This window comes from Pseudomonas sp. FP2196 (assembly GCF_030687715.1).
Lineage (GTDB): Bacteria > Pseudomonadota > Gammaproteobacteria > Pseudomonadales > Pseudomonadaceae > Aquipseudomonas.
In genome coordinates this window covers 557269-583881 of the sequence record NZ_CP117445.1, presented here as the reverse complement: position 1 = coordinate 583881, position 26613 = coordinate 557269, and the positions used below count along the sequence as shown (strand labels likewise).

Here is a 26613-nt window from a genome sequence, read left to right as displayed (position 1 = left end):
TTTAGCCCATGCCGGGCGCGTCTACAGTCAGTGAAGATCTCGTCCAGACATGGCTAATGAAACGAACGTCCCACACGCAAAACCGACCACCCTCGACGGCTGGGTCAAGCTGCTCGACAGCGTCCGCCTGCCCGTGCCGCAAGAGGCTCACGACAAGGTTTGCCGGGCGATCCGTGACAACCGTAGCTCGCTGCGCGACATCGCCGACCTGATGCAGGACAGCCCGGCGCTGGCCTTGAGCATCATCCGTGAGGCGAATCGTCACACCCACGGCACCATGGCCACACCGGCCGAAAATCTTGAAGTTGCAATCAACCGACTGGGCCTGGCCCGCACCGAAGAGCTGCTGGCGCGCCTGCCTGCTCAACCACAGATGCAGATCCCCAAGGCCCTGCGCCAACTGCAAATGATCAGCCAGCACGCCACGCAACAGGCCAACGGTTTTTTTGCCAGTCGCCTGGCGCGGCTGTGGCAGGACATTCATTGGGGCAGCCTGCTGTTTCTGTCGCCGCTGTGGCCGCTGGCACTGACCTATCCGCAACTGCTTGAAGAGTGGGAACTGCGGGTTATCCACAAGGGCGAGTCAGCGCGCACCGTCGAGAAGCAATTGTTTGGCGTACGCCTGCTGAAAATCGCCGAGGCACTGGTGCAAGTCTGGCATCTGCCAATCTGGGTGCAGCAGGGCTATAAGTTGCTGCTCAGCGAGCAACGCGAATTGGTCAAAGTGCTGCGCATCGCCCGCGACAGCGAACATCCGTTGCGTCAGCAAAACCGCCTGGACGATGACCCGACCCTGCGCCGTTGGCTAAATCAGCCGGCCAACACCGTGCTGCTGGCCAACGGGCTGGCGCTGTCGGCGCAACAAGCGTGGAACAGCCCGCACAGTGAGCGCTGGCAGTACCTGACAAGCCTTTATCTGCAGATTTCGATGGATGAAGTGCAGCAACAGTTGCACCAACAAGCCGTCAACAGTGCGCGCCAGCATGCGATGCCTGATTTATGGCACCCGGCGGTTTCGTTGTTGTGGCCGTGGGGCACCCTTCGCCTGCCGGCCGGGATGTTGCCTGCTGCCGCACCCAATGCCGAAGATCTGACTCAATGGCGCCGGCAGTGCGCCGAATTGCTGGCCGAGCCGAGCCGTTTCACCAATGCCATGAGCCTGACCGTCGCCGCCCGCGAGGCGCTGGTGGCCAGTGGCATGCGCCGGGTGATGATCCTGATGGCCGATCGCACGCAATCCAATCTGCGCGTGCATCAAATTTTCGGCCTGCCCAAAGAAGCCTCTGCGCTGAACTTTGTCGTCAGCCAGAGCAAAGTTCTGCAACGGCTGCTCGCACAACAAGCTCAGGTGCGGATCAACCCGGAGAACAACACGCAATTCTCCGCGCTGCTGCCGCCGAGCCTGCGCACGCTGTTCCGTGGCGAGCATCTGTTCCTGCGCTCACTGGTCAACAATGGCCGGGTGATCATGATCGTTGTGGCTGATCAGGGCGGCGGGCCATTCGCCGACATTACCGTGCAAGCCTTCGGCAAAACCGCGCAATGCATCGAAAAAGCCCTGCACAGCTTTAGCAGCCGCGGCCGATGAGGCTGCGCTACAATCCCCCACTTTGTGCTCTGGAGACCTCACATGTCTGACTTCTCTGGCTTGCCGCTCGTTATCGAACCGAGCGACTTGCTCCCTCGGCTCGAGTCCAGCGAACTGATCCTGGTAGACCTGACCAGCCCCGCCCGCTATACCGAGGGCCACCTGCCCGGCGCGCGGTTTGTCGACCCCAAACGCACCCAGCTCGGCCAACCGCCGGCACCGGGACTGCTGCCGGCGAAGGCCGACCTGGAAGCGTTGTTCGGTGAACTCGGCCATCGCCAGGATGCGGTCTACGTTGTCTATGACGACGAGGGCGGCGGCTGGGCCGGGCGGTTCATCTGGTTGCTCGACGTGATCGGTCATGACAAGTACCACTATGTCGACGGCGGTCTTGCGGCGTGGCTGGCGGATGGCATGCCGATGTCGATCCAGGTGCCACGGGCTGTTGGTGGCCCGGTATCGCTGACCCTGCATGATGAACCGACCGCTACGCGCGAATACCTGCAAAGCCGTCTCGGCGCCGCCGATCTGGCGATCTGGGATGCGCGCGGGCCGCTGGAATATTCCGGCGAGAAAGTGCTGGCGGCCAAGGGCGGCCATATTCCCGGCGCGGTCAATTTCGAATGGACCGCGGGCATGGACAAGGCGCGCAACCTGCGCATCCGCACGGACATGCCGCAGATCCTCGAAGACCTGGGGATCACCAAGGACAAAGAAATCATTACCCACTGCCAGACCCATCACCGGTCGGGCTTCACTTATCTGGTGGCCAAATCCCTCGGTTATCCGCGGGTCAAGGGCTACGCCGGTTCCTGGGGCGAATGGGGCAACCACCCTGACACGCCCGTCGAGATTTAAGGTTTTTAAGGACAACCCATGAAAGAGCGTCTGTTTATCCTCAGCCAGTACCTGCTGCCTCACCACTTGCTGTCGCGCTTGGCCGGCTGCATCGCCGAGTGCCGCGTGCGCTGGTTCAAGAATGCCTTCACCCAGTGGTTCGCCAAGCGCTATCAAGTCGACATGTCGCAAGCTCTGGTTGAAGACCTGACCGCTTACGAGCACTTCAACGCCTTCTTCACCCGCGCCCTGAAAGATGGCGCACGTCCACTGGACGAAACACCAGGCGCGATCCTCAGCCCGGCCGACGGTGCAGTCAGCCAGCTTGGCCCGATCGAACACGGTCGCGTGTTCCAGGCCAAGGGCCACAGCTTCAGCGTGCTGGAACTGTTGGGTGGCGACGCGGCAAACGCTGCGCCGTTCATGGGCGGCGACTTCGCGACTATTTACCTGTCGCCGAAGGACTACCACCGCGTACACATGCCATTGGCCGGCACCCTGCGTGAAATGGTCTACATCCCGGGCCGGATCTTCTCAGTCAACCAGACCACTGCCGAAAACGTCCCGGAGCTGTTCGCCCGCAACGAGCGTGTGGCATGCATCTTCGAAACCGAGCGCGGGCCGATGGCTGTCGTGCTGGTCGGCGCAATGATCGTCGCTTCGATCGAAACCGTGTGGGCCGGTCTGGTCACGCCGCCCAAGCGCGAGCTGAAAACCTTCCGCTACGACGAAGCTGCCCGTGCGCCGATCCATCTGGAAAAAGGTGCTGAATTGGGTCGCTTCAAGCTCGGTTCGACGGCGATCGTGCTGTTCGGCCCGGATCAGGTTAAATGGGCTGAAGAACTGGTGGCGGGTTCACCAGTGCAGATGGGCCAAGGCCTGGCACTGCCAAAAGCCTGAAGTTGATGCCCTTGTAGCTGCCGCAGGCTGTGATCTTTTGATCTTGATTTTAAAAAATCAAAAGATCGCAGCCTTCGGCAGCTCCTACAGTTCGCGCTAGCCACAGATCCCGGTTTTTACTGCTATGGTTTTTGGTCATGAGCCAGACCATATCCCCCCCGCAGCTACGCGCTCCCACTCCCACGCAAACGCGTCTGTCGTTCTGCGAAGCCACCCCGCGCGACCTCAAGCGCTGGATCGCCGACCTGCCCAAGGCCAACATCGGCGAAACTGCCCGCCAGTTGTACCAAGGCCTCGGCGAACTCAACCAGTTACTCACCCCCAGCGATAATCGCCTGCAACTCCTGGAGCTGATGAGGCCCGAGGTGTATTTCGTCTGCCAGCATCTGGAACGGCACTTTCTGCATCAGGCGATCATGCTCGACGAACGTTCGCGCAAGGTCAGCAACCTGTGCCAGGCGCTGCAAAGTCATCTGGCCATCGGCTACAAACAGATCGTTTTGCGTATCGCACCCAAGTACAGCAAGGATCGCGCGGCGCTGGTCAGCCAGGCTCTGCAACGAGCGGCACACGCACTCAAGGGCCAGTTGCTGCGCGCCACGCAGTTGTACAGTTCACCGCCGGAACACCTGTGGTTCGAACTGCATCAGCTGTATCGCATCGGCTGTGAATTGCAACTGCAACAACGTCGGGTACGAGACGATCTCGCCAGCCTGACCACCGAGCTGAGCCTGGAACAGACGTACATCGCCACCCTGTTATTGGGCAGCGCGCGTTGCAATCAACTGCGGCAAAACCAGATCGCTCGGCTAGCGGAAGTCCTGGAACCGTGGAGCGCCTTGTTCAAACTGCATCCCGGCAGTCCGGACGATGGCTTGTTTGCGATCAGCGCCGAAATCGACGCCGGCCCGCGTTATCGCAACATGTTTCGCAGCGAGCAAAAAGCCGGATTGCTCGGTTTCGATCCGCAGCCACTCGTGATTGCCATCGAAGCGCATTTGCAGCGTCAAGACACTTCGACGCCGCTGCCTGTCCCGGCAGGGCTCAGCTTCGACACTCTGCAACACTTGCACGCGACCTGGGGCCAGGCCGCCGAACGCAGCTTTCAGCGCACCGTTGGCCAAGGCAGCCTGACCGTGTGCGTGGGCATGAGCGCCCTGCACTTTTACCTCGGCGGCGAACGCAGTTTCAGCGAACTGCTCAAGCACCCCGGCGCCCGCGCGGCAAACTTCAGCAGCGTCGTCACCAAGGGCGAAAAAGACAGTTGGAGCCAGGCATTCGACGCCGCGCCGCAGAGCAAGGCGGATGAGTTTCTGCCATACGAAGAAATCCAGTACGACCATCTGATCGAAGACGAAAGCAGCACCGACAACACACCGCACTACCCCACTTACGCGCTGCCGGTAATCAATCACAGCCCCGGCGGTTATTGCCTGGGCTGGCCGAAAGAAGTGCCCGCCGAATTACAGGCCGGAGAAATGCTCGGGATTCAGGACAGCGAAAGTCAGGGCTGGAGCATTGCGGTGATTCGCTGGATTCGTCAGGTGCGTGGCGGTGGCACCCAGATGGGCATTGAGCTGGTGGCACCGCATGCGCAGCCGTGCGGCCTGCAACTGGTGCGCTCGCGGGACGAACACAGCCACTATCTGCGCGGATTGCTGTTGCCGCAGATCAGCGCGATCGACTTGCCGGCAACCTTGCTGGCACCACGCTTGCCTTTTCAGGAAGGCAGTAAAGTGCTGATCAACACCCATGGAGACGAGCACCGCGCCGGACTGGATCGGCGGGTGGCGAGTACGCATAGCTTCAATCAATTTGCCTATCGCTCGCTGGAGACCGCGCAGAATGGCGGGAGCGAGGAGGATTTTGATTCGTTGTGGAAGTCGCTTTAAGTGCCCGCCGATGGATCGGCGGCGCTACCTTCGCGAGCAGGCTCGCTCCCACATTGGAATGCATTTCAACTGTGGGAGCGAGCCTGCTCGCGAAGAGGCCAAGTCAGGCGATAGAGATCTCAGAGCTGCCCGTCGCGATCGCGGAAACCCAGCAGATACAGGACACCATCCAGACCCAAAGTCGAGATCGCCTGCTTCGCCGACTGCTTGACCAATGGCTTGGCGCGGAACGCCACACCCAACCCGGCAATCGCCAGCATCGGCAAATCATTCGCGCCGTCGCCAACCGCAATGGTCTGCTCCAGACGCAAACCTTCCTTGTGCGCCAACTCCTTCAACAGGTCCGCCTTGCGCTGCGCATCGACAATCGGCTCGATCGCCACGCCAGTGCACTTGCCATCGACTACTTCCAGCTCGTTGGCGAACACGTAGTCGATACCCAGTTTGGCTTGCAGTTGCTTGGCGAAGTAGGTGAAGCCGCCGGACAGGATCGCGGTCTTGTAGCCCAGGCGCTTGAGTTCGGCGAACAGGGTTTCAGCGCCCTCGGTCAGCCGCAGCGAAGCCCCAATCGAGTCCAGCACGCTGACGTCCAGGCCTTTGAGCAACGCCAGGCGCTCTTTGAAGCTGGCGCGGAAATCCAGTTCGCCGGCCATCGCCCGCTCGGTGATCGCCGACACTTGCTCGCCAACACCAGCAGCCTTCGCCAGTTCGTCGATGACTTCGGCTTCGATCAGCGTCGAGTCCATGTCGAACACCGCCAGACGGCGGTTGCGCCGGAACAGTGAATCTTCCTGGAAGGCGATGTCGACGTTCAGTTCTTGGGCAACGGCGAGGAATTCGGCACGCAGCGCCTGCGGATCAGCCGCTTCGCCACGCACGGAGAACTCGATGCAGCCCTTGCCCTTGTCCGCCGGCGTGTCCAGCGGCATGCGACCCGACAGACGGTCGATATGGTCGATGTTCAGACCATATTTGGCAGTAATCGAACTGACAGCCTGCAATTGCCCGGCGGTCACTTTGCGGGTCAGCAGGGTGACGATATGGCGCTTCTTGCCCTGATTGCCCACCCATTGCTGGTAATCCTCTTCGGAGACCGGGGTGAAGCGCACCTGTTGGTCGAGCTCGTAGCCCTTGAACAGGATGTCCTTGAGCACGGCTTTGCCTTGCTCGGAATCGGGAATTTCAACAAGGATGCCGAACGACAGGGTGTCGTGGATCACCGCTTGCCCGATGTCGAGAATGTTCACACCACCTTGTGCCAGAACGCCGGTAATGGCCGCAGTCAGACCCGGACGGTCGACTCCCGTGATGTTAATCAGGACGATTTCGCGCAACGCGCACCCCCGCAACTGGAAAAAAACCGCATTCTACCCACTTTCAGTGACCATCGGGCACCGCGAGCGCTTTGCCGGTCTAGGGCCTGTCGCTATACTGCGCGTCAACTTCACGGACAAAAGAGCCGAGCTCAGTGAACCGGCCCACGCCAGTTAAAACCGATAACTTCTTCCTGCTGATCTTCCGTGCACTGCGCCACCGCCGTGTACCGATTGCATTGCGCATTGCCAGCCATAACGTGATCCTCGTCGCTCTGGCGCTGGTGATCTATGCCTGCGTGATGGGCTTGCAGTTCAAGCAGGCCATGCACGAGCAGGCCGACGCGCTGGGCGAAAGCCTGACCACGCAGACTGCCACGTCCGCCACGGAGCTGTTGGTGTCCAACGACATCCTCAGCCTCAACGTGCTGCTCAATAACCTGACCAAGAACAAACTGGTGGCCCACGCGGCTATCTATAGCGTGGACAACCGCATCCTCGCCGAATCCGGTCAGCGCCCCAAGCACAGCCTGTTGGGTGAAGCCGAGGGCATGTACGAGAGCAAGATCACGTTCCAGGACGTGACCGCCGGGCAACTGCGCATCAGTCTGGACATGGATCAATTCCAGCAGCCGATGACCATCAGCCTGCAAAGCATGGGCATTTTGAGCGCGATTCTGTTGGCGCTGTCGCTCGCCTTGAGCCTGCGAATGGGCCGTTACCTGTCGACGCCGCTGCTGCAATTGCGTGTATGGCTGCGCCGGATTGACGAGCACACGCCGGGCATTGAACGTCAGGATGAAATCGGCGATCTGGCTCGTCAGCTGCACGCCAACTACGCTCCTGAACCTGCGCCTGAACCGGAGCCGGAATTCGAAGACGAGGAAGACGAACCCGAGTTCGAAGTGCGCAACCTGCGTGATCCGAGCTTTGACGAAACCCGTCCGATGGCCGCGCAGAAGCCTGCACCACGCCACTTGGTCAGCACCGTCGAAGACGATGATGACGATGACGCGTTCGCCGATCTGCGCGACGAATCCTTGAACGGCGCCGCACAACCGCAGGTTCGCAAAGCCACCCCGAGCGTGCCGCAACTCACCGCGGTGCTGGCGGTTCAACTGGGTTCTCAGGAGCAACTGCGTCGTCTGCCACGTGCGCGTCTGGAAGAATTGCAGGAGCGCTATCGCGACTGCCTCGATCAGGCCGCCTCGCTGTATCAGGGCGAAATCGAAACCCTGAACGACGGCAGCACGCTGATGCTGTTCCACACCGAAGACAGTGGCGACGACTACCTGACCAACGCGATTTGCTGCGGCGAGTTGTTGCGGGCGCTGGGCCATCAGTTGCAGATCGAAGTCGCAGACAGCGGCATCACCCTGCAATTGCAGCTGGGCCTGACCCTGGGCGACGAGTTGTTCGGTCTGAGCCAGATTGACTTGCTGCTGACCGATTCGGCCCAGGATGCATTGGCCTTGTCGCAGCACAGCCGCAATCTGCTGCTGGTGGAGCGCAAGATCAGTGACGACACGCTGATCCGTCAGCGCGCGCGTATCCGGCCGATCGCTAGCCCTGAGGGGGCTTGCTGCGTGGAGCGGTTGATGGAGCCTTACCCATCGATGCTGGAGCGGCAACTGGCGCGGATGCATGAGCGTCGGGCGTAAGCTTTAGGCCTGAAACACAGAAGCCCGCAGACGAGTGATTGTCTGCGGGCTTTTTTGTGGGTGACTGAAAAGCCCCTCACCCTGGCCCTCCCGGAACGTCGGACCGACCTGAAGGAGAGAGGACTGATCGGGGGATATTGCCGACCTACACCGACCTGCACGTCTGGATTTGAATCCATAATCGCCAAGCTCTTTGAGGTCGACGTGTCAGACACCTCGGTCAGTCCCCTCTCCCTATGGGCGGTCCGACGTTTCGGGAGAGTGAGGGGCTTTTGATCTTCCCCACCAAACCCCAGACACAACAGAGCCCGCACAAGGCGGGCTCTGTTCTGACTCGATCCAGCTTAGAAGCGGAACACTTCCATATCCGTCCGAATCGGTGAAGCCATCGGAATCTTCGGCTGTTTCTCGGCTTCCGCCGCCGGCGCGGCCGGTTTTGGTGCCGCTTTACGCGGTGCTTCCGCGACCGGTGGTTGATTGGCCAACGGTTTAAGCGCCACCGACAACTGCTCGGACAGACGCTGCAGCAAAATCCCCTGCGCCTGAACCTGCGACGCCGTGCTGCCGGCATGCTGTTCCTGCAGATGAATTATGCGGTTGTCGCGTACTTTGCCGCGGCGGTCGATCAATCGCCATTGCGCATCGAGAATCGCCGGCTGCTTCACACCAGAGTCCAGACGCGTAATGGTCAGCAACACCTGCACATCCGGGGTGAACCCCGAAGTGGCCGGTGCCAGCACCACGCGTTGGCTGTCGAGATGGCCGGCAACCTGACGCATCAGCAATTGATCGATATCCGACGAAAGGCTGCCAGCCCAACGACCATCGGTCGCCGCCTGCAGGCTGCCATCCGGTTGACGTTGCAGCAGAGTTTCACGTTGCAGGTAATCGGCCAACACAACCGGGCCCAACAAAACCGCCATGCCGGCGCTTTGCGCAGGCTGAACCGGACTTCCGCTGTCCAGTTGATACAGCGACACCGGCTGGTGAACGCTGCAACCCGCCAGGCCCAAAACGCCGGCGAGCAGGAAAATAAGGGGGCGCAGAGCAGTCATCATCCCGTCCAGGTGGCCGCCACAAGGCTGACCACAGTGAAAATACTCAATAAATATGAAGAACGCTCGGCCACGCCGGCGCTTGAAAGGCCATATCATCCGTGAATATGCGTTCCGACTCCAGCGCCAAAGCGTCGATCTACGCGTTAAATCGTAGATCGAGCGCTCTAGGGGGCGTGTTATGGCCTAATTGAGGTTTTCGACGAGCAGCGCATCCACTCGCTGGAAGCCCCTTGGCAGCTTATTACCACGACGCCCACGCTCACCTTTGTAGTGTTCGAGGTCGTCAGCTTTCAGCGACAGAGTCCGTTTTCCGGCCTGCAGCACCAATGTGGCGCCTTCCGGAAGGACGGCGATGTCCGTGACATATTCTTCGCGACTGGCCACACGTTCACCGGAAATACCGATGATCTTGTTGCCTTTGCCCTTACCTAATTGTGGCAGATCGCTGATTTTGAAGATCAGCAGGCGACCTTCGGTCGTGACCGAGGCCAGCCAGTTCTGCTCACGATCGGCCACCGGACGTGGCGCGATCACTTTGGCGTTGTTTGGCAGGCTCAACAGGGCTTTACCGGCCTTGTTCTTGGCTTGCAGGTCTTCACCTTTCACCACGAAACCGTAACCGGCGTCAGATGCGATCACATACAGCGCGTCATCTTCCGGCATCAGCACGCATTCAAACGAGGCGCCCGGTGGCGGCGTCAGACGGCCGGTCAACGGCTCGCCCTGGCCACGCGCCGAAGGCAAGGTGTGCGCGGCGACCGAATAGCTGCGACCAGTGGAATCGATAAACACCGCAAACTGGTTGGAGCGCCCCGCCGCCGAGGTCTTGAAGCCGTCGCCGGCCTTGTACGACAGGCCCGTGGCGTCGATGTCGTGGCCCTTGGCCGAACGGATCCAGCCTTTTTCCGACAGCACGACTGTCACTTTCTCGTTAGGCAGCAGATCGTGCTCGGTCAACGCTTTGGCTTCGGCGCGCTCGACGATTGGCGAGCGACGGTCGTCGCCATAGGTTTCGGCGTCCTTGATCAGCTCGGTGCGCACCAGTTTCTTCAACTTGGTTTCGCTGCCGAGCAGGGCTTGCAGCTTGGCTTGTTCCTTGAGCAGTTCGTCCTGCTCGTCGCGCAGCTTCATTTCTTCCAGTCGCGCCAATTGACGCAAACGGGTGTCGAGAATGTAGTCGGCCTGGATCTCGCTGAGGGCGAAACGCTCGATCAGCTTGGCTTTCGGGTGTTCCTCGGTGCGGATGATGTGAATCACTTCATCCAGGTTGAGGTAGGCGATCAACAAACCGTCCAACAGGTGCAGGCGACGCTCGACCTTGTCGAGGCGGAATTGCAGGCGGCGACGCACGGTCAGCACGCGGAACTCCAGCCACTCGACCAGCAAGGCGCGCAGGTTCTTCAGCTGTGGCTTGCCGTCCAGACCGATGATGTTGACGTTGACCCGGTAGGTCGACTCCAGCTCGGTACTGGCGAACAGGTGTTGCATCAGCGCTTCGTGATCAACGCGGCTGTTGACCGGGATGATCACGATGCGGCATGGGTTCTCATGGTCGGATTCGTCACGCAGGTCGGCGATCTGCGGGGCTTTCGACGGTTTGGCCTGCATCAGTGCGGCGATCTGCTCCAGCACTTTGGCACCGGAAACCTGGTGCGGCAGCGCGGTGACGATGATGTCGCCGTCCTCGACGTGGTACACGGCGCGCATGCGCACCGAGCCCTTGCCGGTTTCATACATTTTCAGCAGGTCGGCGCGCGGCGTGATGATTTCCGCTTCGGTCGGATAGTCCGGGCCCTGAATGTGTTCACAGAGCTGCTCGACCGTGGCTTTCGGCTCATCGAGCAGGCGCACGCACGCAGTCGCGACTTCGCGCAGGTTGTGCGGCGGTACGTCGGTGGCCATGCCCACGGCGATACCGGTGGTGCCGTTGAGCAGGATGTTCGGCAGACGCGCCGGCAACACCAGCGGCTCCTGCAGGGTGCCATCGAAGTTCGGGCCCCAGTCGGCAGTGCCCTGGCCCAGTTCGCTGAGCAGCACTTCGGAATAACGCGACAGGCGTGCTTCGGTGTAACGCATGGCCGCGAAGGACTTGGGATCATCCGGCGCACCCCAGTTACCCTGGCCATCGACCAGCGTGTAGCGATAGCTGAACGGCTGGGCCATCAGCACCATCGCTTCGTAGCACGCCGAATCGCCGTGCGGGTGGAACTTACCAAGCACGTCACCGACGGTACGCGCCGATTTCTTGTGCTTGGAATCCGCGTCCAGCCCCAGCTCGCTCATGGCGTAGACGATACGCCGCTGTACCGGTTTCAGGCCGTCGCCGATATGCGGCAGAGCACGGTCCATGATCACGTACATGGAGTAGTTGAGGTAGGCACTTTCGGTGAAGTCGGCCAACGATCGGCGTTCTACACCGTCCAGGCTGAGATCAAGGGGGTTGCTCATGCAGGCCTCATCGGTTCGTTGTCTGGCGCAGCAGCATGGTGCCACCGCGCTGAGTAAATTCAAGTTTGTTCAGGGCGCTCATACCGAGCAGCACCTGATCGCCATGCAGCCCCGGCGCCACCAGTGCGCGAACATCCCGCAGCACGATGTCGCCCAGTTGCAGGCGGGCAATTTTTGTCCGATAGCCCTGGCTCAGGCCATTGGCCGTGCTCAGGGTCACACCGAAACCTTCTTCCAGTTTCAAGCGTTTGGCCAGATCCGCCGGAATCGCCACATCGGTCGCGCCGGTGTCGAGCATGAACTCCACCGGCTCACCGTTGATCTGGCCGCTGGCGACAAAATGCCCTTGGGCATTGCTTGCCAGCTTCACTTCAATAAAGCCTTCACCCTGCTCCGAACTCACGACGACGTTCGGATTCTGCTGGCGTTGTTCCCACTGGCCGAAAAACCGTGTGGCCAGGAACAGCGCTGCGCACCAGGCAAGAATCATCAGCACCCGACCGGCGCGTTTGCCCGGTGGTTGCTGGCTCACGGCTTGGCGCTCCAGCCACCGTCAGGGGCAGCGAAGCGCCAGACGATCGGTCGGGCCTCACCGTCGGCACGCGGACCGAAATTATTGTCGACGCCGATCCATGCACCTTGAGCATCAATGATCAGCGCCTCTTCCAGCCCGTAGTTCTGCGCGTAACGGCGGTTTGCCTGCAACAGTTCGGCGGCATACGACCAGCAACGCTCGACCTTGGCTGTCTGCGCATCACGGCGACAAATCTGGAAAGCGTTACGTTCCAGGGTAAACAGTTTGCCGTTGAACAACGCAATGTCGGAAAAATCCCGATTGACTGCTTTGGCCCTGGGGAACTGCGATGGCTGCATCTCCTTGCCGCCCTCACTGAGCAGCACGCAGCGACCGTCGCAATCCCATACTGTCTGCTGGCGCTTGATCAGCAGCAAGCCACGGCTTTGCCGTTCGGCGGCCAGCCACATCTGATCGCCCGCGGGGTTGATCGCCAGGCCTTCGAATATCGCATTGAAATGCAGAAGCATGCCGCTGGCCCGCGCTTCGCGAACCATCATCGGCGAGATCCTCAGCCAGTTGGCCGGGCCGAGGATGGGCACCTGCAGTACCGCCGCATGACCTTCGCTGACGATGTAGCGATTGCCGACGCTGTCGCAGCTGATCCCTTCGAAATCGAGATCGCCACCACGAATAAAAGAGGCGGCCCAAGTGCGCGAACTCAGGCCCCACGGCAAGCCGCTGTCGGGCACTTTCGGGACTTCGATATGCACGGCCTCGGCCTGCCAGACCTGATCAGCAGTGTTGAGCCGGTAGATCTGATCGTCATCGCGATCCGACACCGTCCACAGTTCGGTGCCGCACAAGGCCAGCCCCGAGAGGTTGCCGCCGCGCATGCCGTCGACCGGATGCTCTGACAGCACCCGCAGCTCCGGCGCAGGCTCTGCCAATACGGTCATCGAACTCAGCAGTAACACACCCGCCAAGGCCCAGCCAAACCGCATCAGGCCAGCACCTCGGCGAGGTTGCCTTTGGATTCGAGCCAGGTCTTGCGGTCACCGGCGCGTTTCTTCGCCAGCAGCATGTCCATCATTTCCGAGGTTTCGGCGAAGTCCTCGCCCAGCGTCAGTTGCACCAGACGCCGGGTGTTCGGGTCCATGGTGGTTTCACGCAGCTGCGGCGGGTTCATTTCACCCAGACCTTTGAATCGGGTGACCTGTGGTTTGCCGCGTTTCTTCTCGGCCACCAGACGGTCGAGAATCCCGTCCCGTTCGGCTTCGTCGAGGGCGTAGTAGATCTCTTTGCCAAGGTCGATGCGGTACAGCGGCGGCATCGCGACGTACACATGGCCGGCATCCACCAGCGGACGGAAATGCTGGACGAACAAGGCGCAGAGCAGCGTGGCAATGTGCAGACCGTCGGAGTCGGCGTCGGCGAGGATGCAGATCTTGCCGTAGCGCAGCTGGCTCATGTCTGCCGCGCCCGGATCGACACCGATAGCCACGGCAATGTTGTGAACTTCCTGGCTGGCGAGCACTTCGCTGCCGTCGACTTCCCAGGTATTGAGGATCTTGCCGCGCAACGGCAGGATCGCCTGGAACTCTTTGTCCCGCGCTTGCTTGGCGGAACCGCCGGCGGAATCACCTTCGACCAGAAACAGTTCGGAGCGCATCGGGTCCTGCCCGGCGCAGTCAGCCAGTTTGCCCGGCAGAGCCGGCCCCTGGGTGACGCGCTTGCGCTCGACTTTCTTGCTTGCCTTGAGACGACGGCCGGCATTGTTGATCGCCAGTTCCGCCAGCGCCAGACCGGTTTCCGGGTTGGCGTTGAGCCACAGGCTGAACGCGTCCTTGACCACGCCGGAAACGAACGCCGCCGCTTCGCGAGATGACAGACGCTCCTTGGTCTGGCCGGAGAATTGCGGTTCCTGCATTTTCATCGACAAGACGAAGGCGATGCGTTCCCAGACGTCTTCCGGCGCCAGCTTCACACCGCGCGGCAGCAGGCTGCGGAATTCGCAGAACTCGCGCATGGCGTCGAGCAAGCCCTGACGCAGACCGTTGACGTGAGTACCGCCCTGCGCCGTCGGGATCAGGTTGACGTAGCTTTCCTGCACCGCGTCGCCACCTTCCGGCAGCCACAGCAGCGCCCAGTCGACCGCTTCTTTATTGCCGGCGAAAGCACCGCAGAACGGCTCGTTCGGCAGACGCTCGAATTCGCTGACCGCGTCGACGAGATAGGAACGCAGGCCGTCTTCGTAATGCCACTCGACCTTCTCGCCAGTGCCTTTGTCTTCGAAACTGACCAGCAGCCCCGGGCACAGCACAGCCTTGGCTTTGAGCACGTGCTTGAGACGGCTGATGGAGAATTTTGGTGAATCGAAATACTTCGGATCCGGCGCAAAATACACGCTGGTGCCGGTGTTGCGCTTGCCGACAGTACCGACGATTTCCAGTTCAGAGGCCTTGAAGCCGTCGTTGAAGGTCATCTGGTATTCGTTGCCGTCGCGCTTTACCCGCACGCGGACTTCGGTCGACAAGGCGTTGACCACGGAAATACCCACCCCGTGCAGACCGCCGGAGAACTGGTAGTTCTTGTTGGAAAACTTGCCGCCCGCATGGAGCTTGGTGAGGATCAGCTCGACGCCCGACACGCCCTCTTCCGGGTGGATGTCGACCGGCATGCCACGGCCGTCGTCGCTGACTTCCAGCGAATGGTCGGCGTGCAGGATGACCTGCACCGATTTGGCGTGGCCGGCCAGGGCTTCGTCGACACTGTTGTCGATGACTTCCTGGGCGAGGTGGTTCGGCCGACTGGTGTCGGTGTACATGCCGGGGCGTTTGCGCACCGGGTCGAGGCCCGAGAGGACTTCGATGGCGTCGGCGTTATAAGAGCTAGCGCTGGGAGTGGCCATAGGGTCTCGTCGTCAGTCATTCATGAAATAGGGGCAAGACATCACAGTGCGGTGAAATCGATTGCCTGATACAAATCGGCGCCAACGCCGGCAAAACTCAGCAACGCCGGCAATTGCCCGGCGAAACCCTGGAAACTGTGGTCGCCGCCGGCCTGGATGCGCAAGGCACAAGCACGGTAATACTGCTGGGCGAGGCGATAATCCAATGTTTCATCGCCGGTCTGCAACCAGACCTGAAAACGCTGCGCATCCTGGGGCGCCGGCACTTCCAGTTCGGCCAGGGCCGCAACGTGGTCGTGGGTCAATTCCCAGGTTTCATCGGTATACAGGTTTTTCTGCGTGCCCAGGTATCCGTCGAACATCCGGTGCGGGCTGACCGCCGGGTTGACCAGCAGGGCTTTGAGGCCATGGCGCTCGGCCAAGTGAGTCGCATAGTAGCCGCCGAGTGAGCTTCCCACCAGCAGCGGCCCGCCCAGTTCGGCAATCGCTTGCTCCAACTGACCGATGGCTTCGCGCGGATGGTGATGCAGGGCGGGAACACGCAGTTGATCGCTCAAGCCCAGCCGCTCCATCACCGCGACCAGCTGACAAGCCTTTTTCGAGGCCGGGGCGCTGTTGAAACCGTGGATATAGAGGATCGAACCAGACATTTGAGCTCCCTGGGTGTCGGCGAAAGATAGCGGAGTTTACAGGGAGTCAGGGCAGGATGGGCCATACAAATGATGCCTGCCTGCATCCTGTAGGCGCTGTCGAAGGCTGCGATCTTTTGATCCTGTTTTTTAAATCAAAAGATCGCAGCCTTCGGCAGCTCCTACAGGGTTCGGCAGTAAATTTCAGTAGCCGTTGGAGCCGTAATCGACGATGAATTCGAAATCGGTGACGCGCTCGACGCCGGTTTCGAGCCGCCCATCCGGCAACAACCGCAACCAGCGATACCCCGGCGCCTGCTCGCCGACCTTGAAGTCTTCACTGCCCGGCTCGAACTGAATACAGGTCGAAGGTGAGGCCATCAGCCGCACGCCATTGCGCTCACGATCAATTTCCTGATGCACATGCCCCCACAACACTGCACGGGCCTGTGGAAAACGGTCCAGCACTTCGAAAAAGGCTTCGGGATTACGCAAACCGATCGGCTCCATCCACGGGCAACCAATCGGCACCGGATGATGGTGGAAGCACACCAGATGATGACGCTCCGGCGCTTCGCTCAACGAGCGGGCCAGCAGTTGCAATTGATCGTCTTGAAGATACCCCGGCACCGAGCCCGGCACCGCCGAGTCGAGCAAGGTCACGCGCCAGTTGCCGACATCGACCACCGATTCCAGCAACGCACTCTGCACCGCCGCCACCGACATGATCTGCGGTTCATCGTGATTGCCGGGAATCCAGCGCGCTGGCGCATCGATCTGCCCGCTCATTTCACGAAACTGCTGATACGACTCGAGGGTGCCGTCCTGCGAGATATCGCCGGTGGCCAGCACCAGATCAATCTGCGGCTGCTGCGCCAGCACCAACTCGATGACCTTCTGCAAGCTCTCGCGAGTATTCATACCCAGCAACGTGCCGTCCGCTTCAGCGAACAGATGGCTGTCGGACAACTGCACCAGCAGCGCCGGGTCGGCGGGGGTCAACGTGGATACGCTCGGCAAGGCGTTCTCCCAAGGCAAAAGCACGGAATCGGTCAAGTGCCGCAATTATGCTGGGGGATCACTGAAAGGGGAAACCGAGGAACCGGACGCAGTTCACAACTAGCGTACGACTTCGTACTCGTGCCCCAGCGCCAGACAATGACTCAGCCATTCCCCCAGGAACAGATTGAGCTGAGCCTTTTCATCGGGCTGATGCATCGCGGCGTTCGGGTAAGGATAGATGCCGCGAAAGCGTCGTGCATGTTCGGCGCTGATCACCTCGGCCATGCGTGCGTCGTGATAGACCTGCACCTCCAGTTGCGGCACCGGCAGCCATGGCAGGCTATGTTCCTGACGCACCTGCAACGTCGTGGTGTAAGGACAGGTCTGCAGCACTTCGAGGGCCAGCACGCCGAGCATCTGCTCGCCCTGGGTCACGGCGATGCGCCGCGCCTCGGGTTCGTTGCGCATGTCCGGCAACAGTCGCATCAGGCGCGCGTAGTTGGCCTCGCAGGCGGCTTGCAGCCCCGCGAGGTCGACTCGATAACGATCGCGCAGCTTGTTTACGACCATAACCCCCTCACTTCGGCGCGGTTTAGCGCCAGCCACTGCAAAGCGATGATGCTCGCCGCGTTGGCAATGCGTCCGTCGCGTACGGCTTGCAGGGCATCTTCGAACGCCCAGACCGTGACGCGGATATCTTCGGCCTCTTCCTCTAACCCATGCAGGCCGCCGACGCCATCAGTGCTGCAACGCCCCAGATACAAATGCACGAACTCGTTGCTGCCGCCCGGCGAAGGGAAATACTTGGTCATCGGCCACAGGGCCTTGATGTCCAGCCCAGCTTCCTCCTGCGCCTCGCGGTGAGCAACTTCTTCCGGCTCTTCGTCCTTGTCGATCAGACCGGCGACCAGTTCGACCAGCCAGGGATTGTCGGCCTTGCCCATGGCGCCGACGCGAAACTGCTCGATCAACACCACCTCGTCGCGCTGCGGATCGTAGGGCAGCACGCACACGGCATCGTGACGCACAAAGATTTCACGGTTGATCTCACGGCTCATGCCGCCGGCGAACAACTCATGGCGCAGGTGCACGCGATCGAGTTTGTAAAAACCCTCGTAGCATTTTTCGCGCCGCACGATATCCACGGCGGTCGGAATGGCGTTGGCAAAATCAGTCATGAGCATCCTCTTTACTGCAAATCCGTTACGAGGTTCCTTTTTGCTGCTTGAACCTCGACTTCGCGCCATCCTAACGCGCCCGCACCGATTGATGCAGCCCCTTTACCGTCAGCGGGATGGACGGTGGCGGCGAAACCCACTCTAATTAGCTTAGTGGCGAACTGACTGCCTCGTTGAGAGTCGAAGCGGTAACTTTTTGCCTTCCCCTGTTTCAGAAAGGACGCCCATGTCGCTTTTCAAAATTGCCTCCGTGGCCGCCATCGCCCTGACCCTGGGCGCGTGTGCGAGCCTGTTCCAGCCCAACTACCGTACGCCGCTGGAATCCACCCGCGATGCGTCGGAACAGCTGAAACCCGGCTGCTCCAACCCTGACTGCCCATTGGTGAACATCGACACCCTGCGCTTCCCGGCAGAACCTGCTCTGGACGGCATCATCGAAAAACGCCTGCTGCAGATGACCCGTACCGAGGCGAACGCACCCGTGGCGCCGACCCTGGCGGCTTATCGCGATCAATTCCTGGCCAATGCTGGCCCGCGCAACAGCAGCTATCTGCAAGCCAAAGTACGCGAGCAGCATGACGGCTTGGTGATCATCGAGCTGTCGAGCTACCTCGACACCGGCGGTGCCCACGGAACACCGGGTCGCGGCTTCATCAACTATTCGCGCCAGCAGCATAAAGCGCTGAACCTGTCGGACATGTTGATGCCGGGTCAGGAAGACGCATTCTGGAAGGCTGCGCAGGTTGCGCATAACAGTTGGTTGATCAGCACCAAGCTCGATCAGGAAGCGGAGTTCGTTTCGAGCTGGCCGTTCAAGAAAACCCCGAACGTGGCGCTGACCTATGGTGCGGTGATCCTCAAGTACGACGTGAGCACCATCGCGCCTTACGCGCTGGGCCACGTCGAACTGAAGATCCCTTACCCGCGTCTGAACGGGATTCTCAAGCCCGAGCTGTTTCCCGGCCGTAACTGAAGGCCCGACCGAGCAGTAGTTGCAGCAGCCCTGCCAGCGCCAGTGCCGGCAGGGTCGCGCCGACATCCGGATACAGATTCGCCAGCAAGTGATAGGTGCTGACCCCACCCAGCCAGGCCAACAGTGCCGGCCAGCGCAATGCGGCTGATGCGACCTGACCACTGCGTTTACGCAGAATAAAGTGATCCACCAGCACCACGCCGAACAGCGGCGCAAACACCGAACCGATCAGTAGCAGGAAATTCTGGTATTGCGCCAACGGCGCCAGCAGGGCGATCAGTGTGCAGATCACGCCGATGGCCAAGGCCAGATGCTCGACTTTCAAGCGCAACAGAATCCCGCTGGAAACCGCTGCCGAGTGAATGTCGGCGAAGGCGTTTTCCGACTCGTCCAGCAGAATCAGCAGCAGCGGAATCCCCAGACCGGCACCGGCCAGGGCCAGAAGCAGCGCATTGACTTCACCGCTCGGCGCGAACGCCAGGGTGTACGCCACGCCAAGGCTCATCAGCCAGAAGTTGCCGATGAAGAACCCCACAGCAGTACCGCCGAACACATTCTTCGCCCGTTTGCCGAATCGCGAGTAGTCGGCAATCAGCGGCAGCCACGACAGCGGCATCGCGATAGCGATGTCGAAGCCCACGGCAAACGGCATCGAACCATCACCGGCACGCGACCAGAGTGTCGCCAGATCAGCCTTGGCGAACAGGTTCCAGGTGAGCCAGAGGCAAGCCGCCAACAGCAGCCAGATGCCCCACTTGCGCAGGATCTGCCGGACGAACGTCAGCGGCCCGCTAACAGCGAGCAAGGTGGCCAGCGCGCCGAAGAACAGCGTCCATAACACCGGGTTCGACCACAGCGAACCTTCGCTGAACGCGCGAGTGCCCAGCAGGCTGGCGGCGTCGCGCATGACGATGATTTCGAAGGAGCCCCAACCGATCAGTTGCAGCAGATTGAGCAGCGCCGGCAGGCTTGCGCCTTTGCTGCCGAGGCTGAGTTTGAGCGCGGCCATCGACGACAGGCCGGTATCGCTGCCGATCACGCCGACGGCGGCCAGCAGCAGAACGCCGACCAGCGTGCCGAGGAAAATCGCCAGCAGCGAACCCGACAAGCCGAGACCCGGCGCGAGCAACGCGCCGGTCTGCAAGACCATCAGGCCAATGCCGAGGGAGAACCACAGGGAAAACAGATCGCGACCGCCGAACACACGCTTGTCGGCGGGCACGGCGAGATCGGGGGAGTAGGTACTGGGTTGAATGCTCAAGGGTGTTATCTCAGAGGGACATTTGTTGTTGTGTTGATCGCTATCGCCAGCAGGCTGGCTGCCACACAGAACGTGCGCCCCCTCCTCTGTAGGAGCTGCCGCAGGCTGCGATCTGTTGATCTTCAAAACAAAATCAAAAGATCGCAGCCTGCGGCAGTTCCTACAGGGAGAGGTGTTCACAAATCCAGTGTGGGAGCCAGCCTGCTGGCGATGGGGCCAGTGCAAGCCCCACCCTTTCAGGTCAGATCAAACCTTCTTGTACAGCTGACTGCCTTCCTTCTTGAACCGCTCGGCCTGTTCCGCCAGACCTTGGGCGACGTCCAAGTCGACCGCGTCGATCCGCTGGTTGGCCGCGTATTCGCGGACTTCCTGAGTGATCTTCATCGAGCAGAATTTCGGTCCGCACATCGAACAGAAATGCGCGACCTTGGCCGAGTCCTTCGGCAGGGTTTCATCGTGATACGAACGGGCGGTGTCCGGGTCCAGACCGAGGTTGAACTGGTCTTCCCAGCGGAACTCGAAACGCGCCTTGCTCAAGGCATTGTCGCGGATCTGCGCGCCCGGATGCCCTTTGGCCAAATCCGCTGCGTGAGCGGCGATCTTGTAGGTGATGATCCCGGTCTTCACGTCATCCTTGTTCGGCAGACCTAAATGTTCCTTCGGCGTCACGTAGCAGAGCATGGCGCAACCGAACCAGCCGATCATCGCCGCACCGATGCCCGAGGTGATGTGGTCATAGCCCGGCGCGATGTCGGTGGTCAGCGGGCCAAGGGTGTAGAACGGCGCCTCGTCGCAGCACTCCAACTGCTTGTCCATGTTCTCTTTGATCAACTGCATCGGCACGTGGCCCGGGCCTTCGATCATGCACTGCACGTCGTGCTTCCAGGCGATTTTGGTCAGCTCGCCGAGGGTTTCCAGTTCGCCGAATTGTGCTTCGTCGTTGGCGTCGGCAATCGACCCCGGACGCAGGCCATCGCCCAGCGAGAAGCTGACGTCGTAGGCCTTCATGATTTCGCAGATTTCGTCGAAATGGGTGTAGAGGAAGTTCTCTTTGTGGTGCGCCAGGCACCACTTGGCCATGATCGAGCCGCCACGGGAAACGATGCCGGTCACGCGCTTGGCGGTCAGCGGCACGTAGCGCAGCAATACGCCAGCGTGGATGGTGAAGTAGTCGACGCCCTGCTCCGCCTGTTCGATCAGCGTGTCGCGGAACAGCTCCCAGGTCAGGTCTTCGGCGACGCCGTTGACCTTCTCAAGCGCCTGATAGATCGGCACGGTGCCGATCGGCACTGGCGAGTTGCGGATGATCCACTCGCGGGTTTCGTGAATGTGTTTGCCGGTGGACAAGTCCATCACGGTGTCCGAGCCCCAACGAATGCCCCAGGTCAGTTTCGCCACTTCTTCTTCGATGGACGAACCCAGTGCGCTGTTGCCGATGTTGCCGTTGATCTTCACCAGGAAGTTACGGCCAATGATCATCGGTTCCAGTTCGACGTGGTTGATGTTGGCCGGAATGATCGCGCGACCGCGGGCGATTTCTTCGCGGACGAATTCAGCGGTGATTTCTTTCGGGATGCTCGCGCCAAAGCTGTGGCCGGCATGTTGCTGGTCCAACAGGCCGGCGGCGCGGGCCTCTTGCAGCTTCATGTTTTCGCGGATGGCGACGTATTCCATCTCGGCGGTGATGATGCCTTTGCGCGCGTAGTGCATCTGGCTGACGTTGGCCCCGGCCTTGGCGCGGCGCGGGTTGTTGACGTGGGCGAAGCGCAGTTTGGTCAGCTCTGGATCAGCAAGGCGCTCCTGGCCGAAATTCGAACTCAGACCCGGCAGGCGCTCGGTGTCCCCACGGTCGTCGATCCACGCCGAACGTACATCGCCCAGGCCTTTGCGCACGTCGATCACTACGTTCGGATCGGTGTACGGGCCTGAGGTGTCGTAAACGGTGACCGGCGCGTTGATTTCGCCGCCGAAGTCGGTCGGGGTCACATCGAGGGTGATTTCGCGCATGGGCACGCGGATGTCCGGGCGCGAACCCTGAACGTAGACTTTTTGCGAACGGGTGAACGGCTTGACCGATTGCTCGTCGACCTTGGCCGAATCGCTCAGGTTGATCGCGTTTTTAGATTTTGTAGTCGTCATCACGGGCTCTCCAGACAGCATCCAGGCAGTGGATTGTCGGAGCAGAACCTGAAAGGCACGGACGCACCAGGACTGGTGCTGTGCATCGTCGTCGAGCGTTCGATTGTCGAACAATTTCCCGGACGAAGCACAAGAGGACTCGCCGGGTGACGAGAAATCTTGTTCCCTACGCAGGCGCTAACCTGATCAGGTTCAACGGGATCCGAAATTATTCGATCTCAGCCTCATAGCAAGGCACCCCGACAAGAACCCGGCCAGTCTAGACACAACCGGCAAAGAACGCCAACACCGCGGCAAACACCATGATGAATGGCGCAATTGGCAGGACTTGCAGGATTGTTGCCGCTTCAATGCGCAACTACACTCGCCTTGCCCCGGTGCGCCTTGACGCTGCGGGGGCTGCGCCGTAGCCTTGGCGCGCACATTATTTCCATAATATTCATGCTAGGGATCGCCTCATGCTGCGCAAACTTTCACTGGCTCTTGCCGTGTCTTGTGCGTCCAACGCAATGGCCTGGGCAGCAGAAGCGCCCTTGTCGAGCAAAACCGATCTGGTCAGCGTCTATCAGGAAGCGGTCGACAACAACGCCGATCTGGCCGCCGCCCGCGCCCAGTATGGCGCGCAGAAAGAAGTGGTACCGCAGGCCCGCGCCGGCTTGCTGCCGAACCTGTCCGGCGGCGCCGAAGTCGCGGATGTACGCACCTCGATCGACCAGCCTTCGGCCATTGCCAACCGCAGTGCGCATTCCTATCAGGCAACCCTTGCCCAACCGCTATTCCGCGCCGATCGCTGGTTCCAATTCCAAGCTGCCAAAGACGTCAATGAGCAAGCCGCGTTGCAACTGTCGGCTACCGAGCAGAACCTGATCCTGCAATCGGCCGAAAGCTACTTCAACGTGCTGCGCAGCCAGGACAATCTGGCCTCGACCAAGGCTGAAGAAGCGGCGTTCAAGCGTCAGCTCGACCAGTCCAACGAGCGCTTTGATGTGGGCCTGTCGGACAAGACCGATGTGCTGCAGTCGCAAGCCAGTTACGACACCGCTCGAGCCAACCGGATCGTCGCGCAGCGTCAGGTTGATGATGCGTTCGAAGCGCTGATCACCCTGACCAACCGTCAGTACAACGCGATTCAGGGCATCGTGCACACGCTGCCGATCCTGCCGCCGACGCCAAACGACGCCAAGGCCTGGGTCGACACAGCAGCAAAACAGAACCTCAATCTGCTGGCCAGCAACTACGCCGTCAGCTCGGCCGAACAGACATTGAAGCAGCGCAAGGCCGGCCATTTGCCGACCCTCGACGCCGTGGCCAAATACGAAAAGGGTGACAACGACGCCCTCGGCTTCGCCAACCCAAACGCTTTCGGTACGCCCTACCGTGGCAACGTCGAACAGAGCACGCTGGGGTTGCAACTGAACATCCCGATTTACAGCGGCGGGCTGACCAGCTCGCAAGTGCGCCAGTCCTATGAGCAGTTGAATCAGAGCGAACAACAGCGCGAATCCCTTCGTCGGCAGGTCGTCGAGAACACCCGCAACCTGCACCGCGCGGTGAACACCGACGTCGAACAGGTGCAAGCGCGCCGCCAGTCGATCATCTCCAACCAAAGCGCGGTGGAAGCCACGGAAATCGGCTATCAGGTGGGCACCCGCAACATCGTCGACGTGCTCGATGCGCAGCGTCAGCTGTACTCTTCGGTGCGCAATTACAACAACACCCGCTACGACTACATCCTCGACAACCTGCGCTTGAAGCAGGCAGCGGGGACACTGAACCCGGGTGATTTGCAGGATCTGACGCGCTATTTGAAAGCCGACTACAACCCGGACAAGGATTTCCTGCCGCCGGATCTGGCCAAGGCTGCGGAAGCACAGCTCAAGGCCCGGCCTTAAACGTAAAAGATCGCAGCCTTTTCCTGTAGTAGCGGCGGACTGTGGCGAGGGGATTGATCCCCGATGGGCTGCGAAGCAGCCCTGAACCCATTCACCGTACTGATTCAGGAAGAACCCGATTACCGGCTCTACGACTGCTACGCAGCCGGTCGGGGATAAATCCCCTCACCACAATGGTTGGGTGAACGACTACTCGATCAACCGGCCCAAGCCATCCAGCAATCGCTGCAAAGCGCCCTGATTGCGGCGCATCACCGCCAGCCCAGCCTCAGCCATGCGCTGCGCATCACGTGGCAATTCGAACAGCCGCTGCACTTCCACCGCCAGCCCTTCAGCATCATCGACCTCGACCAACGCCCCGGCTTCGCGCAATTGTGCGGCGATGTCGAGGAAGTTGAACAGGTGCGGGCCGCTGAGCACCGGCTTCGCCAGGGCTGCCGGCTCCAGCAGGTTGTGCCCGCCGTTCGGCACCAGACTGCCACCGACAAAAGCGCTGTCCGCCAACGCATACAAAAACAGCAATTCGCCCATGGTGTCGCCGAGCAGAACAGATGTTTCGGCCGCAACGTTCGCGCCGGTCGAACGGCGCACGGTGGCAAAACCTTCGCGCTGGCACAGTTCGAACACCGAGTTGAAGCGCTCCGGATGACGCGGCACCAGAATCAACAGTGCATTCGGATAGTTGGCCAGCAGACGACGATGGGCATTCAGCACCACTTCATCCTCGCCTTCGTGGGTGCTGGCGGCGATCCATACCGGACGCTCCTGCGCCTGCCATTGGCCACGCAGTTCAGCGGCACGTTGCAGCAGTTGCGGGTCGATGGTCAGGTCGAACTTGATCGAGCCGGTAACTTCCACAGTCTCAGAGCGGGCACCCAGATCGCGGAAACGCTGCGCTTCGGTTTCGGTCTGCACGGCGAAAAAACTCATCTCGGCGAGCATTGGCGCGGTCAGTTTGCTGAAGCGGCCGTAGCCCTTGGCCGAGCGTTCGGACAATCGCCCATTGGCCAGCGCTACCGGAATCCCGCGTTTGGCGCATTGATGAATGTGGTTGGGCCAGAGCTCGGTTTCCATGATCACCGCGAGCTTCGGCTGCACGCGATCAAGAAAACGCGCCGCCGCACACGGCAAATCGTACGGCAGGTAGCAATGCTGGATGCGCGGCTCATCGGCGAACAGTGCCTGAATCCGCTCCGAACCGGTCGGGGTCATGCAGGTCACGGTGATCGGAAGCGCCGGATAACGCTGCAGCAAGGCGCGGATCATCGGTGCCGCGGCGATGCTCTCGCCCACCGACACCGCATGTACCCAGATGCCGCCGGGTTGCAGTGTCGGCATGCCATAAGTGAAACGTTCACCAATCCGTTTGGCATACGCCGGCGCCTTGCGCGCCCGCAGCCACAGCCGAATCGCCACCAATGGCAGCCCCAGGTAAAACAGCGCGGTGTAGAGAGTTCTATTCATGGCGGCGGAGTTTATCGACTTTTGTCGCCGATCGCCTGCAAGTGCACGGCAAAACGTTCGGCCAGCCACCTCGCAGCGGGGCCTGGCGGCTCGTCGCGGCGCCAGACCAGTTCCACCACCAGCGCCGGCGGCGTCCATTCGCTGTCCAGTTCGACCATCAAGCCCTGATACGCCGAATACTGCACCACATGCCGAGGCAGCCACGCCCAGCCAAGATCCCGTACCAGCCATTCGGCCATCACATAGAAACTGTCGGCGCGCCACACCTGCGGGCTAGCCGGCTCGTTGCCTGGATAAACGCTGGTTTGCGTCGACATCAGCAATTGCCGGTGTTGCGCCAGTTGCTGGCAGGTAACGTAAGACTGAGTCGCCAACGGATGATTGATGCCGCAAACGGTGACCATTTCCACGCTGCCCAGCACCCGCCGCTCCAGCGCCTCGGGTATTTCATCGTGATAGAACAGCAGCCCGAGATCGGCGCGACGTTCGACCAGTTTGCGTGAAACTTCGCCTTGGGCAGCGCTGGTCAGTTGCAACTCCAGACTGGGAAATTGCTCGGCCAGCGCACCGAAACTTTCCACCAGCGCCTGATAAGGCATGGCTTCGTCCTGCGCCACACGCAGTTGCGCTTCCTGGCCGCGCATCATCGCCATCGCCCGACCGTTCAGGCGCTCGCATTGGCGCAAGACTTCGCGTGCCTCTTCGAGCAGCGCCTTGCCCGCTTCGGTGAGGCTCGGCTGACGGCCGCTGCTACGCTCGAACAGGCTCACCCCCAGATCGTCTTCGAGCATGGCGATGGCGCTGCTGATCGCCGACTGCGCCTTGCGCTGTTGGCGTGCGACGGCGGAGAACGAACGCTCTTCGGCGACATCGACAAATACCCGTAGCTGATCAAGATTCCACTGCATGCTGGCTTACCAACCCATCTTCAAAACAGATAGGTAATGACTTTA

General features: G+C 60.8%; 21 protein-coding genes and 1 riboswitch. Of the genes, 7 read left to right on the top strand and 14 right to left on the bottom strand.

Annotation, left to right across the window (positions count from 1 at the left end; translation table 11 throughout):
• Nucleotides 1–49: 49 nt before the first annotated feature.
• From PSH79_RS02560 to PSH79_RS02545, 4 genes are all read left to right on the top strand, one after another.
• Nucleotides 50–1588 carry an HDOD domain-containing protein gene (locus PSH79_RS02560; protein WP_305441099.1) on the top strand — a complete coding sequence of 513 codons (1539 nt, stop codon included), beginning with the start codon at nucleotides 50–52 and terminating at the stop codon, nucleotides 1586–1588.
• A 42-nt stretch (nucleotides 1589–1630) separates the two neighbouring features.
• Nucleotides 1631–2446, top strand: coding sequence for a thiosulfate sulfurtransferase (gene rhdA / locus PSH79_RS02555; RefSeq protein ID WP_305441098.1), 816 nt, complete (start codon nucleotides 1631–1633; stop codon nucleotides 2444–2446).
• 18 nt (nucleotides 2447–2464) lie between these two features.
• Complete coding sequence (asd, locus tag PSH79_RS02550) at nucleotides 2465–3325, top strand: archaetidylserine decarboxylase (protein ID WP_305441097.1); 861 nt, start codon at nucleotides 2465–2467, stop codon at nucleotides 3323–3325.
• 137 nt (nucleotides 3326–3462) lie between these two features.
• Nucleotides 3463–5217 (top strand): molecular chaperone, encoded by a 1755-nt coding sequence (locus tag PSH79_RS02545; RefSeq protein ID WP_305441096.1) that lies wholly within the window; start codon nucleotides 3463–3465, stop codon nucleotides 5215–5217.
• A gap of 119 nt (nucleotides 5218–5336) precedes the next feature.
• On the opposite strand, the gene serB is transcribed toward PSH79_RS02545, so the two are convergent.
• Nucleotides 5337–6551, bottom strand: a complete 1215-nt coding sequence (gene serB / locus PSH79_RS02540; protein ID WP_305441095.1) for a phosphoserine phosphatase SerB — start codon at nucleotides 6549–6551, stop codon at nucleotides 5337–5339.
• 134 nt (nucleotides 6552–6685) lie between these two features.
• Between serB and PSH79_RS02535 the strand changes: the two genes are divergently transcribed.
• The gene (locus PSH79_RS02535; RefSeq protein WP_305441094.1) at nucleotides 6686–8191 is read left to right on the top strand and encodes an AhpA/YtjB family protein; all 1506 of its coding nucleotides are present in this window, start codon (nucleotides 6686–6688) and stop codon (nucleotides 8189–8191) included.
• 344 nt (nucleotides 8192–8535) lie between these two features.
• Here the strand turns inward: PSH79_RS02535 and PSH79_RS02530 are convergent, their stop codons facing one another.
• The 9 genes from PSH79_RS02530 to PSH79_RS02490 all read right to left on the bottom strand — a co-directional run bounded on the left by PSH79_RS02530 (nucleotide 8536) and on the right by PSH79_RS02490 (nucleotide 17931).
• Entirely contained in the window at nucleotides 8536–9246 is a 711-nt protein-coding gene (locus PSH79_RS02530) for a membrane integrity-associated transporter subunit PqiC (RefSeq protein ID WP_305441093.1), read from the bottom strand.
• 186 nt (nucleotides 9247–9432) lie between these two features.
• Entirely contained in the window at nucleotides 9433–11697 is a 2265-nt protein-coding gene (parC, locus tag PSH79_RS02525; RefSeq protein WP_305441092.1) for a DNA topoisomerase IV subunit A, read from the bottom strand.
• 7 nt (nucleotides 11698–11704) lie between these two features.
• Nucleotides 11705–12229 carry a TIGR02281 family clan AA aspartic protease gene (locus tag PSH79_RS02520; protein WP_103304644.1) on the bottom strand — a complete coding sequence of 175 codons (525 nt, stop codon included), beginning with the start codon at nucleotides 12227–12229 and terminating at the stop codon, nucleotides 11705–11707.
• Nucleotides 12226–13215 carry an esterase-like activity of phytase family protein gene (locus PSH79_RS02515; protein WP_305441091.1) on the bottom strand — a complete coding sequence of 330 codons (990 nt, stop codon included), beginning with the start codon at nucleotides 13213–13215 and terminating at the stop codon, nucleotides 12226–12228. Before PSH79_RS02515 ends, PSH79_RS02520 begins: the two co-directional genes overlap by 4 nt.
• Entirely contained in the window at nucleotides 13215–15122 is a 1908-nt protein-coding gene (gene parE, locus PSH79_RS02510) for a DNA topoisomerase IV subunit B (RefSeq protein WP_103304642.1), read from the bottom strand. Before parE ends, PSH79_RS02515 begins: the two co-directional genes overlap by 1 nt.
• Nucleotides 15123–15163: 41 nt before the next feature.
• Nucleotides 15164–15772: a YqiA/YcfP family alpha/beta fold hydrolase gene (locus PSH79_RS02505; protein ID WP_305441089.1), complete on the bottom strand. Its 609-nt coding sequence runs from the start codon at nucleotides 15770–15772 to the stop codon at nucleotides 15164–15166.
• A gap of 183 nt (nucleotides 15773–15955) precedes the next feature.
• Nucleotides 15956–16771, bottom strand: coding sequence for a 3',5'-cyclic-AMP phosphodiesterase (cpdA, locus tag PSH79_RS02500; protein WP_305441088.1), 816 nt, complete (start codon nucleotides 16769–16771; stop codon nucleotides 15956–15958).
• 99 nt (nucleotides 16772–16870) lie between these two features.
• Nucleotides 16871–17323 carry a DUF1249 domain-containing protein gene (locus PSH79_RS02495; protein WP_187677907.1) on the bottom strand — a complete coding sequence of 151 codons (453 nt, stop codon included), beginning with the start codon at nucleotides 17321–17323 and terminating at the stop codon, nucleotides 16871–16873.
• Entirely contained in the window at nucleotides 17314–17931 is a 618-nt protein-coding gene (locus PSH79_RS02490; protein ID WP_305441087.1) for an NUDIX domain-containing protein, read from the bottom strand. Before PSH79_RS02490 ends, PSH79_RS02495 begins: the two co-directional genes overlap by 10 nt.
• Before the next feature lie 226 nt (nucleotides 17932–18157).
• Here PSH79_RS02490 and PSH79_RS02485 point away from each other — a divergent pair, with 226 nt between their 5' ends.
• Nucleotides 18158–18904, top strand: a complete 747-nt coding sequence (locus PSH79_RS02485) for an RsiV family protein (RefSeq protein WP_305441086.1) — start codon at nucleotides 18158–18160, stop codon at nucleotides 18902–18904.
• Here the strand turns inward: PSH79_RS02485 and cytX are convergent.
• Both cytX and thiC read right to left on the bottom strand, forming a co-directional pair.
• Nucleotides 18873–20165, bottom strand: coding sequence for a putative hydroxymethylpyrimidine transporter CytX (cytX, locus tag PSH79_RS02480; protein ID WP_305441085.1), 1293 nt, complete (start codon nucleotides 20163–20165; stop codon nucleotides 18873–18875). The genes PSH79_RS02485 and cytX overlap by 32 nt on opposite strands.
• 246 nt (nucleotides 20166–20411) lie before the next feature.
• Entirely contained in the window at nucleotides 20412–22304 is a 1893-nt protein-coding gene (gene thiC / locus PSH79_RS02475; protein ID WP_305441084.1) for a phosphomethylpyrimidine synthase ThiC, read from the bottom strand.
• 146 nt (nucleotides 22305–22450) lie between these two features.
• Nucleotides 22451–22556, bottom strand: a riboswitch (TPP riboswitch).
• 206 nt (nucleotides 22557–22762) lie between these two features.
• Between thiC and PSH79_RS02470 the strand changes: the two genes are divergently transcribed.
• Entirely contained in the window at nucleotides 22763–24196 is a 1434-nt protein-coding gene (locus PSH79_RS02470; protein ID WP_305441083.1) for a TolC family outer membrane protein, read from the top strand.
• Nucleotides 24197–24385: 189 nt separating this feature from the next.
• On the opposite strand, the gene waaA is transcribed toward PSH79_RS02470, so the two are convergent.
• Together waaA and PSH79_RS02460 are read right to left on the bottom strand one after the other, a co-directional pair.
• Nucleotides 24386–25660 carry a lipid IV(A) 3-deoxy-D-manno-octulosonic acid transferase gene (gene waaA / locus PSH79_RS02465; protein ID WP_305441082.1) on the bottom strand — a complete coding sequence of 425 codons (1275 nt, stop codon included), beginning with the start codon at nucleotides 25658–25660 and terminating at the stop codon, nucleotides 24386–24388.
• Nucleotides 25661–25671: 11 nt separating this feature from the next.
• Nucleotides 25672–26568, bottom strand: a complete 897-nt coding sequence (locus tag PSH79_RS02460; protein ID WP_305441081.1) for a LysR family transcriptional regulator — start codon at nucleotides 26566–26568, stop codon at nucleotides 25672–25674.
• Nucleotides 26569–26613 lie beyond the last annotated feature (45 nt).